A 17,946-nucleotide genomic window follows, 5' to 3' on the forward strand; every position below is an offset into this window, starting at 1 on the left:
TGACTAGAAGAGTGAATTGAAGAACATGAAGTTACCAAATAACCAATGGTTTGTGGCTAGATAACGATAATTTCAACCACCGGCTATTTAAGATAACAGCTCTTTTCTGACCAGCTCAGCACCTGCACTTAGGGCAATAAGTTTACCGCGTGCGACTTCGCGAGGTAATGGAGCCATACCGCAGTTGGTGCAAGGGTAGAGCTTGTCTGCATCAACGTATTTGAGTGCCTCTCTCAGTGTTTCTGCGACCTGTTCAGGCGTTTCAATACTATCCGTCGCAACGTCAATCGCGCCTACCATTACTTTCTTGCCTCGAATCAATTCTAATAACTCAATCGGTACACGAGAGTTATGGCACTCCAGTGAAATAATATCAATATTGGACTGTTGCAGTTTAGGGAAGATTTCCTCATATTGCCTCCATTCATTCCCTAAAGTTTTTTTCCAATCTGTATTGGCTTTGATGCCATAACCGTAGCAAATGTGAACGGCGGTTTCGCATTTAAGTCCTTCGATAGCACGTTCTAAGCAAGCGATGCCCCAATCGTTGACATCATCAAAGAAAACATTAAATGCTGGCTCATCAAATTGGATGATATCGACACCTGCAGCTTCAAGTTCTTTAGCTTCTTGATTGAGGATTTTGGCAAACTCCCAAGCGAGTTTTTCGCGACTTTTGTAATGATCGTCATACAGAGTATCGATCATGGTCATTGGGCCTGGTAACGCCCATTTGATGGGTTGATCCGTTTGCTGACGTAAAAATTTAGCGTCTTCGACAAAGACGGACTTTTGGCGGCTGACTGGGCCGACAACCGTTGGAACGCTGGCCTCGTAGCGGTTGCGAATTGTTACGGTTTTACGGTTTTCGAAATCAACACCACTCAAGTGCTCGATGAAGGTTGTCACAAAGTGTTGACGAGTTTGTTCGCCGTCACTAACAATATCCACACCCGCATCTTGTTGCTCTTGCAACGACAATCGTAGCGCGTCTTGCTTGCCATTGATAAGTTCGTCACCTTGTAGTTTCCAAGGTGACCAAAGCTTTTCCGGTTCTGCCAACCAAGAAGGTTTGGGTAGGCTGCCTGCTGTAGAAGTTGGTAATAGTGTTTTCATAGTAAGCCTTTCTGTATTCTTATCAGTTATTACGCGTAATTTGCAGACCATTGCTCAAGCACAGCTTGATATGGCTTGATGAAGTGCTCTTGAGCAAATTTTCCCTGCTCAATTGCTAAGCGGCTGCGCTCTTCACGGTCATAGACAATCTGTGTTAGTGAATGGTCACTATTTTTTAAACTTGGTTGATAAGCTTTACCGGCTACGGCATTGGCATTGTAAATCTCTGGGCGATAGATTTTCTGGAAAGTTTCCATCGTACTGATGGTACTGATCAACTCCAAGTTGGTGTAATCATTCAACAGGTCGCCAAAGAAATAGAAGGCGAAAGGAGCCACACTGTTCGGCGGCATGAAATAACGCACTTGTAGCCCCATTTTCTGGAAATATAGCTCTGTTAGGGACGATTCATTTGGCTCATATTCGTAGCCTAATACAGGGTGCTGATTGTCGGTGCGATGATAAGTCTTATTGTCAGAAACACTTAAGCAAATCACAGGGAGCTTTGTGAAATTCTGCTTGTATATATCTGAATTAACAAAATGCTTAAACAACTTGCCATGCAGTTCACCAAAGTTGTCTGGGATGCTGAACTTCGGTTTGTCTTTATTATGGTCAAGGAGAAGAACACTAAAATCATAATCTCGAACGTAGGAAGAGAAGTTATTCCCCACAATGCCTTCGATACGTTCCTCTGTTTTGTGGTCGACAATATACGTTTTGAGTACTTCAATCGAAGGGAAGCTTTCGCCGTTAGCTTCAATATCCATATCCACAGAAACGATTTCAAGTTCAACTGAGTAACGATCGCCATTTGGGTTATCCCAATGAGCTAGTGCATTAAAATTATTGTCAATCATCTTCAATGCATTGCGTAAATTCTCCTGGCGACTTTCGCCTCTTGCCAAATTAGCAAAGTTAGTTGTTATGCGTGTGCTATCAGATGGTCGGTAATTTTCATCGAGGCTAAGGCTCTTGATAGTAAAGGTGAAGTCTGTATTCATGGTGATCGTTATCCTATTCCTTAGATGAAAGCTGAAGTCATTTCTTACTCTTTGCATTGCTGAATGCTCTAGACAGCTATTTATTCATTTTTTAATTCTGTCTGGGTATAAGAGTAGATTCCTTTATAACTTTGTTCTGGACTTGAATAACAATGGTATTACTTCAAATTCATTGTGAAAGAAATTCATGTTCCCTTGTCTTTCTGGGTCATCGAACGTCCACTCCATTTCAAACCCTGTAATCATGCTCTCTTGACCTTCACTATGAGTTTTAAGATCCAGCCAAGAGTTTGGGTGTGCTTGCAGCAAGGTTGAAACCTAAGGTCAGAAAACAACTATTGGTAAATTTAATTGTTATGTTATAACGTTTCTTTTTTTGGTTTTGTACAACACAGGAGAGAGATAATGAATGTGGTTTTAGCCGAGCCCATTGTAGCGGGTGATGCAGTTCAGACGATTGGTGGATCTCATGCTCGCTTAGATAGACAGCCAATTGTGTTAAGTGATATCTATCAAGAGGGGGTCAATATAGCGGTCTGGCAACGACGTTTCGATGAAGACTTTACCAACTTGATCAGCCAATATATCGCTGCGAATCCGACCATTAGTAAGTCTTTAACTGTCTCCCCTTCAAATGCATTTGAGACTCTTGACTGTGCGACTAATGGGCAAGCGCCGGAATCCTTGTTGAAAGACATGGCTCAGCTTGTTGATATGTTCTGCTATTTATTTGATTTGGAAGAGGTAGGAGTGCGATTTGCAACATTAAGTACTGCGATGTGCCCGCGATTCCATGTTGACCAAGTGCCATGTCGCCTTGTGACTACCTATTACGGTGCAGCAACTGAGTGGCTACCTAACTCTGCTTTAGATCGTTCAAAACTGGGCCGTGGCAGTAATGGTCAACCTGATTCTCTTTCTGGTTTGTATCAACACGAATCCGATATACAGCAACTGCATTGTGGTGATGTTGCCTTACTTAAAGGTGGTCGCTGGGAAGGTAATGAAGAGACAGCGTTAGTTCACCGTTCACCTGCCATTCACCCTGAACAACCACGCTTTATAATGACACTCGACTTTGGCTAGATAACGAGCATTAGACAAGTAACCCAAGGGGCGAAGAACGCCCCATTTAGGCTGTGTAACTGGATAACTGGGTAACTGGGTAACTGGCCAATTAGAATACGCCATTTGAGTTTTGGATATCCCCTCCGCTAATCAGTGAGTAGACCCTCATTGAAAAATCCAGAGCTTGGATTGAGTCCCAATGTTCGACGATTCTGCCATCTTCAAGTCGCCAAGTATCAATAATATTCATACCTTTCTCATCATTACCTCTATCTTCTTTGTTGAGTGTGGCATGAGAGTGGAAAATGACATAATTGCCATCCACATAGATATGTTTTACGTCATAGGTATAGTCAGGGTATTCCTCAACAAACTCACGTAAGAAATCGACTAAGCCGGTGACTTTATCCGGAAGGTTGCGGTTATGCTGAACATAAGTGCTGTCGTTGTAGTGCTCAAGAACATAATCAAAATTATGATTGTTCATTAAGTTTTGCACAAAATCAGTAATCAGTTCGGCATTTGCACGTTCTTGCTCTGTCCAATTTGGCTTTTGCAAGCTCGTTATATCAATCGTTATTTTATCTGATGACTGTGCATAACTTATTGTACTTATTAGTAAAATAATAATAGATGTCATTGCTTTTAACATGGGGACTCCTGATGTTGATGTCTTATTTTGGTATACATTGATTACCATAGTAATTAATAGTAACCTGCATGACAAGAAGGTACTAAAAGCTACGCTAGGCACATTTTGGTAACCTATGAAGTATTCTGAAAAGACAAGGAGTGAGAAATTGTCAGCTCAAGCTAAACCAGAAAGAAGAGTTTTCTACAACAATCAAGAGTGTGCTGTTCGTAACGTTGTGTCCCAAATTGGCGACAAATGGTCACTACTCATCCTGTTTGCTCTGGTAGATGGGGCGGATAGGTTCAACTCTTTGAAATCTAGGATAGAAGGCATATCTCAAAGAATGTTGACTCAAACTTTGAGAGATTTAGAGCGTGAAGGCTACGTCAATAGAACCGTCTATCCTGAAGTGCCAGTAAAGGTAGAATATTGTTTAACGGATATGGGGAGAGAACTGGTGAAGCCTCTATATCAATTAGTCTGTTGGGCAGATGATCACAGGCAGGAGATAGAGTGTGCTCGTCAAGCTTATGATGAGAGAGCAAATAAGCGTTAGCGTGTTGCATTGCTCTGCTATCAATCTCGTTGAGCAGCCCCTTTCTGTATGTGGGCGATGTTAGGTAAACTTTTCGTTAGGAGGATATCTGTCTAGGAGGGCGATATCTTCCACTGTTGTGAGTTTAACGTAATGGATTGCTCAAGGTTGGTCTATTTAGTGTTAATCGCCGAAATGGATTAAAATTCATATAATTCAATTGGTTATATTATTTCTATACCTCTCTTTATCAGCTGACGTTTTGGTTTTTCAACGTCCAAAACGATTATTTTATTATTTCGCCCTCTAAGTAAGTTTTATCCTCTATTATCGACTGGCTTATGAAGAGTCAATCGTATTTCGTTTTTCTATTATTAATTTTTTATTAATTTTTAATGTCTTAAGTCTAAACTTGATGAAAAGCTTCATCGTGCTCATTTTTATTTTCATACATAATCCTACTCTTTCTTTGGTTACGTATCATTTTTAATGTTTAAAATTCTAAACATTAGATTTCTAATCTATTTTCCAGTTGTGCTCTTGTTTTGTCGTGTGATCTTTGTCACATAAATTAAGTTTTTTAGGCTGTTTTCTTGCTTTGGTCGCTATTTGGTGCACGATAATAAGCAGTGAAATTGTTTAGAGTACAAAGTAAATGCATATTCCTATGATCGCAGTGGCTCCTTGGGTAGCTTTCCCAGAGATTGACGAAGAGTGCCAGCACTTCGGATCATTCAGTGTACCTAGCGCTGAAGATGGTCATGATATTTTCAAGCTTATTGCTCAGTGTCCGCCATTGGATACCAATTCTTCTTATTGCAACTTTTTGCAATCTACCCACTTTCGCCAAACTTGCCTTTTAGCACGCTACAAAGGTGAGATCTCAGGTTTTGTTTCTGGCTATCGCAAGCCGGAAGAGCCCAGCACATTGTTCATTTGGCAGGTGGCTGTTGCGCCTAATTTTCGTGGGAAGGGCCTAGCGCTAAGAATGATCGATGCCCTGTTAGCGAGAGATGCTCTACAAAATATTACGGCAATTGAAACGACCATTACCCAAGGTAATGGCTCTTCTTGGGCACTGTTCAAGAAGGTCGATGCTCGGAATGGCCTTCAGGGAAGCATTTCAACATTTCTCGACCAAAACACACATTTTAAAGGGGAGCACGATACTGAATATTTGTATCGAATTCCGCTCAAAAACACTCAAACCACAGGATAGATAAACGGTCTAATCATGGATATTTTTGATAAACAAGAATCACAAGTACGTTCTTACTGCAACAGCTTTCCGGTCGTTTTTACCAAAGCAAAAGGGTGCTGGTTGGAGACGCAATCCGGTGAAAAATACCTAGATTTTCTTGCTGGTGCAGGGTCACTCAACTACGGTCACAACAACCCGATATTTAAACAAGCTTTGCTTGACTATATTGAAGCTGATGGAATTACACATGGGCTTGATATGCACTCAACGGCCAAGTCAGATTTTCTTAATGCATTGAAGCAGAATATATTTGAGCCACGAGGCCTTAACTACAAAGTCCAATTTACGGGTCCTACAGGCACTAATGCTGTTGAGGCTGCTCTTAAACTAGCGAGAAAGGCAAAAGGGCGGAGCTCAATTGTTGCGTTTACTAATGGTTTTCACGGTTGTACGTCTGGTGCGTTAGCAGCAACTGGTAATCAGCATCATCGTCAGGGGGCGGGAGTCAGTTTAAACAATGTCACGCGTATCCCTTTTGAAGGCTATGCGGATATCGATGGCTTAAAACTGTTTGAAACGATGTTAAATGATAACTCTTCCGGTCTTGATAAACCTGCCGCAGTGCTTATAGAAACGGTTCAAGGCGAGGGGGGGCTTAACGCAGCTTCTGACAAATGGCTACAGCGCCTGAGTAAAATCTGCTCGCAGCACGATATTTTATTAATCGTCGATGATATCCAAGCGGGATGTGGACGTACCGGCACCTTCTTTAGTTTTGAATCCGCAGGTATTAAGCCAGATATGGTCACGCTATCAAAGTCCATTGGTGGTTATGGCCTACCAATGGCTATTGTACTGATGAAGCCTGAATTAGATGTTTGGAAGCCTGGGGAACATAACGGAACTTTCCGTGGTAATAATCATGCCTTTGTTACCGCAACCGCTGCTCTCAAGGCTTATTGGTCGGATAGCGAACCATTTGAAAAGCATATTGAAAGTTGCTCTGCCCTCGTGTCAGAGGTTATTGACTCCACTCTAGCTCGTTATCCTAGCATGTTTGTTAAACAGAAGGGGCGAGGAATGATGATTGGTATTGAGTGTAGCAATGGTCAATTAGCCAGCGATATCGTCAAGACCTGTTTTGATAATGGATTAGTGATTGAAACCGCTGGGCCTGACGACGAAGTGGTGAAATTTTTCTCCCCACTCACCATCACGGAGTCTGAACTCAAACAAGGGCTAGATATTTTTGAGCGTTCTGTTGAGTTTGTTATCCAGCAACAATTTAAGAAAGCATCGTAATTAGGGAGAAAAAGATGATTGTTCGTACACTTGAAGAATGTCGAGATAGTGAGCGCAGAGTAGCTTCAGAGACATGGGAAAGCGTCCGTATGTTGTTAAAAGATGACAACATGGGGTTTTCTTTTCACATCACAACGATTTTTGAAAATACAGAAACGCATATCCACTATCAGAACCATTTAGAATCGGTGTATTGCATGAGCGGCGAAGGAGAGATTGAAGTCGTTGGTGGTAAAACTTATGCAATAAAGCCCGGCACTCTTTACATCTTAGATCAACACGATGAGCACTATCTTCGTGCCTATGAGGGAAAAGAGATGGTGATGGCATGTGTATTCAACCCTCCTATTACAGGTAAAGAGACTCATGATGAAAATGGCGTATACCCTCTCATCGATTAGAAGCTCTAATAGCTAGGCTTGTGGGCCTAGCTATTACCCACTCCTCCAGTTTAAAAAGGCCCTAACATGACCTATACCGTAGAGAAAATCGGCGGTACTTCAATGACCGCGTTTGATGCTGTTTTAGATAATATTTTGATTAAGAAAAGCGAAGAGGAAATGTACAACCGTGTATTTGTTGTTTCCGCTTACGCAGGTATCACTGATGCTTTACTCGAATGCAAAAAAACCAGCAAAGCAGGTGTGTACCAATTGATTGCTAAAAGAGACGATGCTTGGCAACAAGCTCTTGATGGTGTTGAACAAAGAATGTTACTCACCAATGAGAATATTTTTGCTGATCCTATGAATCGCTTACGCTCAGATAAGTTCATTCGTTCTCGGATATCGGAAGCTAAGATATGTATTTCTAACATACTGGAAACGTGCCAATACGGTCAGTTTTCACTTCGTCATTACCTCCCTCAAATTCGTGAGTTTCTTTCTTCAATCGGTGAAGCCCACAGTGCCTACAATACGGCACTCAAGCTGAAAAACATGGGGGTGAATGCAAAGTTTGTTGACTTATCGGGTTGGGATACACAGGCTCCCATTAGTTTGGATGAAAGTATTCTTGAAGCATTTTCAGACATTGATGTCACTCAGGAGCTACCTATCGTCACAGGTTATGCGTCTTGCAAAGAAGGCTTGATGTCTACCTATGATCGCGGCTACAGCGAAATGACGTTTAGCCGAATTGCGTCATTAACTGGAGCAGATCTTGCGGTTATTCATAAAGAATACCACCTAAGCTCAGCTGATCCTCGTGTTGTTGGCTCAGATAAAGTGCTCCCACTAGGGGAAACAAACTACGATGTGGCTGATCAACTTGCGAACTTGGGTATGGAAGCTATTCATCCCAATGCTGCCGCTGGTCTTCGCGAAAGTGGTATAGAGCTTCAAATTAAGAATACATTTGAGCCTCACCACCCGGGCACTCTGATCTCTGGTGTTTTCCGTCCAACCATGGATAAAGTCGAAATTATTGCAGGTAAAGAGAAAGTTTTTGCTTTACACCTTTTCGATCAAACCATGGTGGGATGCGTTGATAATGTCAGCTATGACTTAATGCAGATCATTACAGATGCTCGTGTGAGATTGGTAGGTAAAGAGATGAATGCGAATTCAATGACTTATTATCTGACGGGTAGCACAGATGCATTGAATACCGTGTTATACAAGACAGAGAAACGTTTCCCAGATGCCAATATTAAAGGTCGAATGGTGGCCTTGATATCAACTATTGGCTCCCAGTTTGATACAAATGAAGCATTAACGAAAGGGCTGTTGGCGTTGATGGAAAAAGGCATAACCCCGATTGCTGTCCACTCATCGATGAGAAATGTGAATGTACAATTCGTTGTTAATGATGATGAATACCATACCTCTATATGTGCTTTGCACTCTGTATTCTTTGAGCCGAGCTCTATTAAGAAAGCGCTAATTGCCTAGTGAGTGTCCTCTTATTTGACATTAAATATGGGGATGATGTGTTGAAGCCGCGCAAAGCGGCTTTTCTATATTGATAGCATAGTTAGGCAATATGCGTCATGCGGTTGATCGTGAATGTTTCTACCGCGCCATCAACAGCTGCGACGTAGTCAGCGATATGTGAGCTGGCGAGATGAGTATCTAGCGCGGCTTCAGAAGCCCAGTTTTCATGGAAAACGAAATGCGCTGGGTTGTCGTTGTCTTGATGCAAATCGTAGTTGATGCAGCCATCTTCAACGCGTGTTTTGTCGATCAGTTTGATCAGTTCAGCTTTAACCAATTCAATTTGGCCTTCTTTGGCAATGATATTGGCGATAATCGTTAACTTGCTCATGTGCTTACCTTTTCGTCAATTTTCTGATGCTTTATAGTGTCGTAATGACGTCTTCTAGAGGCAGACGCGCTTTTGGCAGACCGTGGTTATAATCCTCACCGTCTTTGTGATAGCCCAGTGCTAGAGCAAAATCACACACAAAGCCTTCTAACTCTTCTTTGAATTCTTCACCGATCAGCTCTGGGTCTACCCCTTCCATAGGTGTTGAAGCGATGCCCATGCGCGCTAACGTGTGGAGCGTGTTACCCAGTGCGATATAGGTCTGAGCTTTTGTCCAATTACCGTTGAAACCTGTCTCATCTGTGTTGAGTTCCGCAAAGCCGAACGCACCGTTTAACATGTCATTGTATCGCTCCGCTGGGAGGTGGCCTGAGGTCACTTCTGCATCGACCACTTTTTTGTAGTTGTCTTTGGTAAAGCGAGGGTTGTGAGCAAACAAAATCGTATGAGACGCTTCTTTGGCATGCGGTTGGTTGAACTGGTGCATGTTGGCAAAGGTGTTGTGGAAACGTTGTTTTGCTTCGTCACTTTCAAGAACGATGAACTTCCAAGGTTGTGAGTTGATAGAAGAAGCAGATAAACGAATCGCTTCTTTAATGACTTCCATATCTTCAGCAGAGATACGCTTACTTGCGTCGTATTTTTTGGCTGTGTAACGAGTGTTTAGATCTTTGATGATTGGGTGAGTCATGTTGGCTCCTAGTTGAATTTAGATAATTGCATTAGGTCTCACGAACCGCTCGGACGATGTTGAACCCTTATTTCAAGTAAACGAACAAGCTCAAAAACTCGAAGACTTCGATATGAACAATGTCGATGTGCGTAGATTAACGACATTGAAGCAGGGGAAAAATAGCGAAAACTTCCAATCATTATGGAGATAATTGTCCATAATTAAACGGTGTCCTCGACAAGAGATGGAGCAAGATGTGCGGACGCTTGAATGTAACGGATGATCCATTGGCAAGAGTAGTTTCCCAACTGGTAGGGATCGACTTCTTTCCTCAGATGAACCTTGACTTGAAACCAACTGAAAATGTCTCTGTGGTGGCGTTTGAAGCACAGGCGTATTGTCAGAAAGATATCAAGTGGGGAACTCGGCCTGAATGGGCTAAGCGACTGATTATTAACGCTCAGTCAGAAACGGTGGCCAGTAAGCCCACATTTCGTAACGGATTTATCCGCAGGCGTGTCATTGTGCCTTGTAACGGCTGGTATGAGTGGTGTGAGAGTGGAGGAAAAAAGAACAAGTTCTTGTTTACCAATCCAGATGGCATGCCTCTGTATATGGCTGGAATTCTGGCGGATGATGGCAATTTGGTCATCCTGACTACAAGCCCGAACACACAATGCTTACCATACCATCATCGTATGCCATTTCTTGTCCCTGATATTGGTGTTGAGCAGTGGATCACGGCAACAGCGCAACAGACACAAAGCTACCTTGAGTTAGGTTGGAGCGATGAACTTTTAATTACTGCAGCCTAGTGCGTCAGTAGCTCGCGGCCAATGGCATCGACCAATTCTAGAATATGGATTTGCGATTCGCGGCTATATGGTGAGATACCATCGACTTGCTCGGCAAGACCTAAGTTGGTGCTGGCAATCCCCGCGAGCGTTGACCCTGTATGGCTGATCGCAAATACCTTCAAGCCTTTGCGTTTCGCATTGTGGGCCATATCCACCACAGACTGCGTTTCTCCCGACTTGCTGATCAGCATAACGGTACCACTTTCGGCGCGGGCCAGTTGATGGATATCTGTGATCACTAAGTGGGGAACATTCGCCAAGGATAGAAATCGTGAAAGGTAAGAGACACTGACAATCGAGGCACCACGGGAATAGAGATACACCACAGGCGAACGATTTAATGAGTGAGCGATTTTTTCGATGCGTTGAATTTGGTCATCTTCTTCAATAACAGATTGCGTCTGCTTTTTCAGATCAGCGGCGAGCTTGTACCTGAGCTCAGTGTAACTGGCGTAGCCCATCTTTTTACACACACGATTGACTGAGGTCGTCGTCGTGAGTGCTTTGTTCGCAATGGTTTTCGCAGAGATCTCGGCCAGCTCACTTGCGTGGCTGATCAAGTACTCATAGATGACACGCTCAATGCCCTTAAATGTATTCATCGCATACAATTTTAGTAATGAAATTGTCATTATTAGGCGCTAACTGGCAAATATTTTCCTTGATTGCTATCACAAAAGTATCGTCATACGTGGGTTGTATCAGGAAACTGTACCTTGGTACGTGGACGCTAAATATACTTGGCGGAGTTGATAAGAATACGGTGAACAACCATGAGTAAGAAAAAACTCGTTGCAGTGACCGCTTGCCCTACCGGCATTGCACACACATTTATGGCAGCGAAAAAAATTCAGGCATGGGCTGAGAAGCAGGGCTACGAAGTCAAAGTGGAAACCCAGGGCAGTGATGGTGTTAAGAACAAGCTGACGGCGCATGACATTGCGACAGCAGACGGCGTTGTTCTGGCTGTCGATGTACCTATCATGGACATGGAACGTTTTGATAATGCCAATCCGCTGAAAGTTCGCACTCAAGAATTGATTAAGCGCGTAGATGAACTGCTGCCAACTGTCTTCCTGCGTGGTAAAGAGAAGTCTGACGCGGATATTGAAGTAGCAGACGAAAAACGCTCCGCGTATCAGGTGGCAATCGGCCACATCATGGCGGGTATCAGCTACATGTTGCCAGTGGTGGTACTTGGCGGCCTGTTAATGGCAGTGGCGAAGATCACGGGTGAATTTGTCGATATCTCCGGCACGCCAATTGAAACGCTCGATAAGCTTGGTTTTATGACCATCAAGTTTATGTACCCAATCTTTGCTGCGTATCTGGCGTATTCGATTGCGGGTAAACCGGCTCTGATTCCAGCCTTTATCGGCGGCATCATGAGTGATGAGGTCTACAAGCGCTTCTTTGACCTTGAAGGCTGGGCGCCATCGGGCTTCTTTGGCGCGATTGCGATTGGTTTCCTTGTCGGTTATCTGGTTCGTTACCTCAATGATGTGATCAAGGTGAAGTCAGAGCTGACCACGCTCAAGACTATGCTGTTGGTTCCAGCCGTCACGGGTGTGGTGATGGTGCTGACCATGGAATACGTGATCAACCCATTCTTCGGCGCTTTGAACATTGCGATGATTGAACTGTTCACTCAGGCAGGTGATGCAGGTCGCGGTATCTACTCAATGGTGATTGCTGCGGGTACCGCGTTTGACCTTGGCGGCCCGATCAATAAAGCTGCTGGCTCGGTTGCACTTGGCCTGAACGGTATGGGCGAAGGCTTTGACTTGATTGCTCGCGAGCTGGGTATCGTTATTCCGCCGATTGGTGTTGGTCTGGCAGCGATTCTGGATGGCAAGTTCCGCAAACGTGTCTTTACTCCGGAAGAGCAGACGGTGGGTAAAACCTCACTGATGCTAGGTATGATCGGTATTTCAGAAGGCGCAATCCCATTCATTCTGAAGAATCCGAAGATGATTCCAATCATGATTCTGGGTTCTATCATCGGCACACAGCTCGCTGTTGTACTCGATGTATGGCAAAGCCTGCCACTACCAGCTGTATGGGGTTGGTTCCTATCTTCAGACCCAATCAGCTACACCATTTCCGTCTTCGCTGGCTCACTATTTATCGCAGTAGCACTACTGCTGTGTACTAAGCCACAAAGCGCTAACGCCTAACACGTCACTTACCAGAGGCTCTGCTCTCCAAAATTGAGCCTCTGGTAACAAGAATCAGTATTTAGATTAGAGAAACTCCCATGACTAAAGTACATGTCATTCCACATACTCACTGGGATCGTGAGTGGTATTTTACTCAGCAAGACAGTGACGTTTTAGCGACTTACAACTTCACCAAAGTGATTGAAACTTTGGAAAGTCAGGCGGATTACAGCTGCTATCACCTTGATGGTCAGTCTGCGATTGTTGAAGATTACCTGAAGGTTCTGCCGCATATGCGTGAGCGTATGGCACAGCTGGTGGCAGACAAAAAGCTCTTCATTGGCCCTTGGTACACCCAGACCGATACCTACAACGTAGCGGGTGAGTCCATCATCCGTAACCTGAAATACGGCATGCACATCGCAGAAGAGTTGGGCCACAGCATGAAAGTCGGCTACCTGCCTGACACATTTGGTCATAACGCGCAAATGCCAACGCTATTCCGCGGTATGGGTATCGACAACATCGTCTTCTGGCGCGGTATTGATTATGACCAACATGTCAGCAAATCCCATTTCATGTGGCAATCTCACGGTGGCGATGAGATATACGCTTACAATCTAGTTCATGGTTACGGTGCAGCGAAGAACATCGTGCCGGATGCTGAGCATCTGGATAAGAAAATCTTCCCAATGATTGAGAAGATTAAGTCGTTGTCAGGCCTTGATGAAGTATTGATTCCATCGGGTGGCGACCAAGTCAATATCGACCCGAATTTGCCAGCCACGTTAGCGGCAGCGTCTGAGCGTTCTCCATCTGGCGATGTGTATTCTATCTCTTCGATGGAAAACTTCGTCGATTTCCTACGCCGCAATAGTGAAGGGTTTGAGACTTACTATGGTGAGTTCAAAACACCGCGCTACACACGTATTCACAAGACTATAGGTTCTGTGCGCTACGACATCAAAAAGCTTAACTTTGAGATCGAGCAGTTCTTGCTCAAGAAGCTGGAAGTGGTGATTGCGATTGCCAAAGCACAGGGCATGACGGTGCACACAGAGCTGGTGGACTTGGCATGGAAGAAGATCCTTGAGTGTCATGCGCACGACAGCATAGGTGGTTGTAATAGTGATGCGACCAACGCTGATATCATGCATCGCCTTAAGCAGGCGGAAGAAATCTGTCATGGGTTATACAACTTGGTTGTCAAAGAAATTGCCACCAATGCCTGTGATGATTCGGAAGTGATGATCTTCAACGGTCAGACGACGCCATTTAGCGGCATTGCCCGTGTTGTTGCGTTTTCCAAGCATGAAGCCATTGCGCTAAGTGATGGCGAGAAAATCCTTCGCAGTGAAGTAGTCACTCGTGAAACACTGGATGGCGGTAAGGTCATCGAAGTGACTAAGGATGGCGAAAAAGAAGTGCCTGTTCCTCCTTACTACCGATTTGAGCTCAATGTCGATGTGGCAGATCTGCCAGCAATGGGTTATCAGGTATTTCAGGTAGTGGAAGCAGATTGCGTTAATCAAGTACAGGCTTATTCTGCAACTCAGATTGAAAACAGCCAACTGGCGCTTTGGCTGGAGAATGGTCAGCTTAAGCTTAAAGATAAACGTTCAGAGCGCATCATTGAGCAGCTTATCCGCTTTGAAGAGCAGGCCGATGACGGCGATTCTTATGACTTCTCACCGCTGAAAGGCGATACGCCGCTGTACACTAGCGAACTAAGCTGGGTTGAATCTCATGTGGGTGAAAGCCAGCAGTCGATGATCCTGAAAGCAAGTCTTGAGCTTCCGGAGAACCTTGAAGCTCGCCTGAACGGTGAAAAATCTGTTCAAGCGGAATTTATTGTTCGCCTGACGCTTATTGAAGGCAAACAATCGCTGGAAGTCGAAATCGATACGCTCAATCAGGTTGATGATCACCGTGTACGCGTTTTGATCAATTCAGATGTTCAGACCGATACGTCTATCAGCACTCAGCCGTTTGCGTTGATGACTCGTCCGGTGGCTCCAAATGTTGAAGGCTGGCGTGACCGCTTCCGCGAATGTCCGGTAGATATTGAAACCACTGATGGCGCGGTTGCGGTAGCGGCAGAGGATCGAGCCCTGATTGTTAATGGCCGTGGTTTGAAAGAGTTCCAGATCCTGAAAGGTGACGCCAGTGACTTGATTGCTCTGACCTTGTTTAAGGCAACAGGCAAGCTCGGTAAAGATGACCTGTTATGGCGACCTGGTCGCGCCTCTGGCATCAACAACACCGTGGTATACACGCCGGATGCTCAGTTGCAAAAATCCATGCAGTTCAGCTTTGCTATTGCTTTGGCGGACAACGCTGGGCATCAGACAATCCGAGAGCTGGAAAGTGAATATCTTGATAGTCCATTCAGCTACCAGAAACAGTCGCTCAACAGCTTTGAGAATCGTCTTGAACGCTTTCAGGTTCGATTCGATAGCCGCGAAGCCGAGAAAAAATTCAGCCTGTTTGAACTGAACCAGCCGTTGGTTCTATCCAGCGTTGGTCATTCATTCTATCAAGACAATGCGGTCATTGTGCGCCTATTTAATGCGACGGACAGTGAACAGCAACTCGATGTCACCGCGTTCGCTCATTTCGCTGATGTTGAGCGTGTCAATCACCGAGAGCAGAGTGTCGAGCAGAATTGGACAGTCAAACCAAACAATGCCATTGACCTGCGGGTTAGTTTCAAGATTTAACAGGTTGGAATCACAATGAAAGAGAAGATTTATAATAAAGTTGCCAAGCTGTATGGTGAAGAGCTGGCACCATCACTGACACAGGACATTTTGGCACTGGTTGATAAGTGGCGTGGTCATGCGCCGTCTTATCAGGATTGGGTCGACGAGTCGACGGCGTACCTCATCACATACGGCGACAGTATTCGCCGCGAGGGAGAGCCGACGCTGAATACCATGAAGTACTTTGCCGATAAGTACTTGCGTGGCGCGATCAGCAATATCCATATTCTACCTATGTTCCCATACACTTCGGATGACGGCTTCAGCGTAGTGGATTACCGCAAGGTTGACCCGAACTTGGGTGACTGGAAAGAGCTGAATGAGCTGGCGGAACATTTTGACCTGATGTACGACTGCGTGATTAACCACATCTCCAAGAGCAGCGACTGGTTCCAGCGCTATCTCGCGGGCGATGAGCCTTATCAGGATTATTTTGTAGAGTCTGACCCGAGCCTTGATTATTCGAGCGTTACGCGTCCCCGCGCACTACCGCTCCTGACGCCGTTTACCAAGGCCTCGGGTGAGACGACACATGTCTGGACAACGTTCTCAGACGATCAGATCGACATTAACTTTAAAAGCCCGAAAGTGCTGTTGGAAAGCATCGATATTCTGCTGATGTACGCAGCGAATGGTGGTCGTTCTATTCGTCTTGATGCCATCGGCTTTATCTGGAAAGTGCTTAATACAACTTGTATTCACCTTGAGGAAGCCCATGAAATCATCAAGCTATGGCGTATCGTTCTTGATGACGTTATGCCGGGCTCTTTGTTGATTACAGAAACCAATGTGCCGCATAAAGAGAATATCTCTTACTTTGGCCAGGGCGATGAAGCACATATGGTTTACCAGTTCCCACTGCCACCTTTAACGCTGCATGCTTTCCTAAGCCAGGACAGCAGTGTGTTGACCGAATGGGCGAAGGGACTAACAAGCGAAGCCATGGCATCGTTGCAAGCTGGAAGCAAAACGACTTACTTTAACTTCCTTGCCAGCCATGATGGTATTGGTGTACGTCCGACGGAAGGTATTCTTAGCGACGACGATCGCCACATGATGTGTCAGCAGGTTGAGCGTAAGGGTGGTCGAGTCAACTACAAGAACAATGGGGATGGTACTCAGTCACCGTACGAGCTCAACATTAACTATTTGAGTGCCATTACTGAGCCTGAAGATGACACACAGACGAAAGCGGCGAAGTTTTTGGCGGCCCAGTCAATTTTGCTCTCTTTCATTGGTGTGCCTGCGGTCTACTACCACAGCCTCCTTGGCAGTGAGAACGATGTGGCCGGAATGGAAGAGTCTGGCATCAATCGTCGTATCAACCGCAAAAAGTTCTCGGTCGAATCGCTCGAAGCCGAGTTGGTTGAGCAAGGCTCACTGCGCAATAACGTCTACAGTGAAATGGTACGCTTGCTAAACGTACGCCAGCAGCAATCTGCTTTCTCACCAAGTTCATCTCAGCAGGTATTAGAGCTGGGTGATGGCCTGTTTGGCTTACAGCGTGGCGAAGGTCACAAGGCGATTCGCTTCGTCGTCAACTTGTCTCAGCAGACACAATCCGTCACTCTGAGCTCTGGTGGTAAGGATCTGGTCAGCGACCAGAGCTTTGATAAACAGTTTACTCTTAATCCGTATCAATTTGTCTGGCTGACAGAGCAATAGGAGCCACACTATGAAACTTGCGAACCTCACCTCTGAAAATCTGATCATGCTTGATGCGGCGTTTGATGACCGAATTGCTGCTATTCATGCTCTGACAGACAAAATCGAGCAAGAAGGAAAACTGACGGATAAGAGTCAGTTTCTAGAAGCGGTATTGAAGCGTGAAGACGAGGGACCGACAGCACTGGGTGAATATCTTGCTGTGCCGCATGGTAAATCTGCTGCGGTCACGGAACCTGTATTTGCCTGTGCATTCGTTAAAGATGAAATGATGTGGAAAGGTCTGGATGGTGATGAGCCTGTGACCATGATCTTTTTGCTCGCTATTCCACCAGCCGACGCTGGTTCAACACATATGGAAGTGCTGACTACGCTCACTTCCTCTTTGGTGGATGACGATTTCCGTGACCAGTTGGTGGCAGCGAAATCGAGTAAAGAAGTCATGCAGCTGTTTGGCGCTGAAGAAGAAGTGTCAACAGAAGCAGCCACTGAACCGGAAGTAGAAGAAGAGCAACCCGAAATGGCAAAGGATATCAGTCGTCATGCGTATCCACTTGTCTTGGGGGCGGGTGTTCTGATTTCTGCTTTCTTGTTCTTATTGCTTTAAGACGATGAGTCTTAGGGATTTTTCTCTCTGTTTTGCCCGGTATGGCCGCAATGTAGATCAGATAAGGATCGGTTGACCGATCCTTCTGATGAGAGACA

Annotated in this window: 18 protein-coding genes; 11 read left to right on the forward strand and 7 right to left on the reverse strand. The window is 45.0% G+C overall.

Annotated features, from left to right (window positions below; genetic code table 11):
- Positions 1 to 87: 87 nt before the first annotated feature.
- From L1D31_RS04290 to L1D31_RS04300, 3 genes are all read right to left on the reverse strand, one after another.
- Positions 88 to 1,116, reverse strand: a complete 1,029-nt coding sequence (locus L1D31_RS04290; RefSeq protein WP_239835823.1) for a methionine synthase — start codon at positions 1,114 to 1,116, stop codon at positions 88 to 90.
- A gap of 29 nt (positions 1,117 to 1,145) precedes the next feature.
- A complete protein-coding gene (locus L1D31_RS04295) occupies positions 1,146 to 2,120 on the reverse strand; it encodes a DUF1852 domain-containing protein (protein WP_239835826.1) in 975 nt (324 codons plus the stop codon).
- Between the two features lie 123 nt (positions 2,121 to 2,243).
- The gene (locus tag L1D31_RS04300) at positions 2,244 to 2,429 is read right to left on the reverse strand and encodes a DUF1007 family protein (RefSeq protein WP_239835828.1); all 186 of its coding nucleotides are present in this window, start codon (positions 2,427 to 2,429) and stop codon (positions 2,244 to 2,246) included.
- Positions 2,430 to 2,525: 96 nt separating this feature from the next.
- On the opposite strand from L1D31_RS04300, the gene L1D31_RS04305 reads away from it, so the two are divergent.
- On the forward strand, positions 2,526 to 3,206 hold the full coding sequence (locus L1D31_RS04305; RefSeq protein WP_239835829.1) for a DUF1826 domain-containing protein: 681 nt from the start codon (positions 2,526 to 2,528) through the stop codon (positions 3,204 to 3,206).
- 91 nt (positions 3,207 to 3,297) lie between these two features.
- Here the strand turns inward: L1D31_RS04305 and L1D31_RS04310 are convergent, their stop codons facing one another.
- Positions 3,298 to 3,840: a nuclear transport factor 2 family protein gene (locus L1D31_RS04310; RefSeq protein WP_239835831.1), complete on the reverse strand. Its 543-nt coding sequence runs from the start codon at positions 3,838 to 3,840 to the stop codon at positions 3,298 to 3,300.
- 148 nt (positions 3,841 to 3,988) lie between these two features.
- On the opposite strand from L1D31_RS04310, the gene L1D31_RS04315 reads away from it, so the two are divergent.
- The 5 genes from L1D31_RS04315 to L1D31_RS04335 all read left to right on the forward strand — a co-directional run bounded on the left by L1D31_RS04315 (position 3,989) and on the right by L1D31_RS04335 (position 8,752).
- Positions 3,989 to 4,378: a helix-turn-helix domain-containing protein gene (locus L1D31_RS04315; RefSeq protein ID WP_239835833.1), complete on the forward strand. Its 390-nt coding sequence runs from the start codon at positions 3,989 to 3,991 to the stop codon at positions 4,376 to 4,378.
- A gap of 646 nt (positions 4,379 to 5,024) precedes the next feature.
- Positions 5,025 to 5,576 (forward strand): diaminobutyrate acetyltransferase, encoded by a 552-nt coding sequence (gene ectA, locus L1D31_RS04320; protein WP_239836377.1) that lies wholly within the window; start codon positions 5,025 to 5,027, stop codon positions 5,574 to 5,576.
- A 15-nt stretch (positions 5,577 to 5,591) separates the two neighbouring features.
- The gene (gene ectB / locus L1D31_RS04325) at positions 5,592 to 6,860 is read left to right on the forward strand and encodes a diaminobutyrate--2-oxoglutarate transaminase (protein WP_239835835.1); all 1,269 of its coding nucleotides are present in this window, start codon (positions 5,592 to 5,594) and stop codon (positions 6,858 to 6,860) included.
- Between the two features lie 14 nt (positions 6,861 to 6,874).
- Positions 6,875 to 7,261 carry an ectoine synthase gene (locus tag L1D31_RS04330; RefSeq protein ID WP_239835838.1) on the forward strand — a complete coding sequence of 129 codons (387 nt, stop codon included), beginning with the start codon at positions 6,875 to 6,877 and terminating at the stop codon, positions 7,259 to 7,261.
- Between the two features lie 66 nt (positions 7,262 to 7,327).
- On the forward strand, positions 7,328 to 8,752 hold the full coding sequence (locus L1D31_RS04335) for an aspartate kinase (protein WP_239835839.1): 1,425 nt from the start codon (positions 7,328 to 7,330) through the stop codon (positions 8,750 to 8,752).
- A gap of 82 nt (positions 8,753 to 8,834) precedes the next feature.
- Here the strand turns inward: L1D31_RS04335 and L1D31_RS04340 are convergent, their stop codons facing one another.
- Both L1D31_RS04340 and L1D31_RS04345 read right to left on the reverse strand, forming a co-directional pair.
- On the reverse strand, positions 8,835 to 9,125 hold the full coding sequence (locus L1D31_RS04340; protein WP_239835841.1) for a putative quinol monooxygenase: 291 nt from the start codon (positions 9,123 to 9,125) through the stop codon (positions 8,835 to 8,837).
- A 31-nt stretch (positions 9,126 to 9,156) separates the two neighbouring features.
- Positions 9,157 to 9,816, reverse strand: a complete 660-nt coding sequence (locus L1D31_RS04345; RefSeq protein WP_006961689.1) for a nitroreductase family protein — start codon at positions 9,814 to 9,816, stop codon at positions 9,157 to 9,159.
- A gap of 236 nt (positions 9,817 to 10,052) precedes the next feature.
- On the opposite strand from L1D31_RS04345, the gene L1D31_RS04350 reads away from it, so the two are divergent.
- Positions 10,053 to 10,613 carry an SOS response-associated peptidase family protein gene (locus tag L1D31_RS04350; protein ID WP_239835843.1) on the forward strand — a complete coding sequence of 187 codons (561 nt, stop codon included), beginning with the start codon at positions 10,053 to 10,055 and terminating at the stop codon, positions 10,611 to 10,613.
- On the opposite strand, the gene L1D31_RS04355 is transcribed toward L1D31_RS04350, so the two are convergent.
- Positions 10,610 to 11,257 carry a MurR/RpiR family transcriptional regulator gene (locus L1D31_RS04355; RefSeq protein ID WP_239835845.1) on the reverse strand — a complete coding sequence of 216 codons (648 nt, stop codon included), beginning with the start codon at positions 11,255 to 11,257 and terminating at the stop codon, positions 10,610 to 10,612. The two genes, L1D31_RS04350 and L1D31_RS04355, sit on opposite strands and share 4 nt — an antisense overlap.
- A gap of 171 nt (positions 11,258 to 11,428) precedes the next feature.
- Between L1D31_RS04355 and L1D31_RS04360 the strand changes: the two genes are divergently transcribed.
- From L1D31_RS04360 to L1D31_RS04375, 4 genes are all read left to right on the forward strand, one after another.
- Positions 11,429 to 12,832 (forward strand): fructose-specific PTS transporter subunit EIIC, encoded by a 1,404-nt coding sequence (locus L1D31_RS04360; protein ID WP_239835847.1) that lies wholly within the window; start codon positions 11,429 to 11,431, stop codon positions 12,830 to 12,832.
- Between the two features lie 80 nt (positions 12,833 to 12,912).
- Positions 12,913 to 15,534: a glycoside hydrolase family 38 C-terminal domain-containing protein gene (locus L1D31_RS04365; protein ID WP_239835849.1), complete on the forward strand. Its 2,622-nt coding sequence runs from the start codon at positions 12,913 to 12,915 to the stop codon at positions 15,532 to 15,534.
- 15 nt (positions 15,535 to 15,549) lie between these two features.
- Positions 15,550 to 17,241, forward strand: coding sequence for an alpha-amylase family glycosyl hydrolase (locus L1D31_RS04370; RefSeq protein WP_239835850.1), 1,692 nt, complete (start codon positions 15,550 to 15,552; stop codon positions 17,239 to 17,241).
- Between the two features lie 10 nt (positions 17,242 to 17,251).
- The gene (locus tag L1D31_RS04375; RefSeq protein ID WP_239835851.1) at positions 17,252 to 17,848 is read left to right on the forward strand and encodes a fructose PTS transporter subunit IIA; all 597 of its coding nucleotides are present in this window, start codon (positions 17,252 to 17,254) and stop codon (positions 17,846 to 17,848) included.
- The last annotated feature ends 98 nt before the right edge of the window (positions 17,849 to 17,946 follow it).

Source organism: Vibrio sp. Isolate23 (genome assembly GCF_022398095.1).
GTDB lineage: Bacteria > Pseudomonadota > Gammaproteobacteria > Enterobacterales > Vibrionaceae > Vibrio > Vibrio coralliilyticus_A.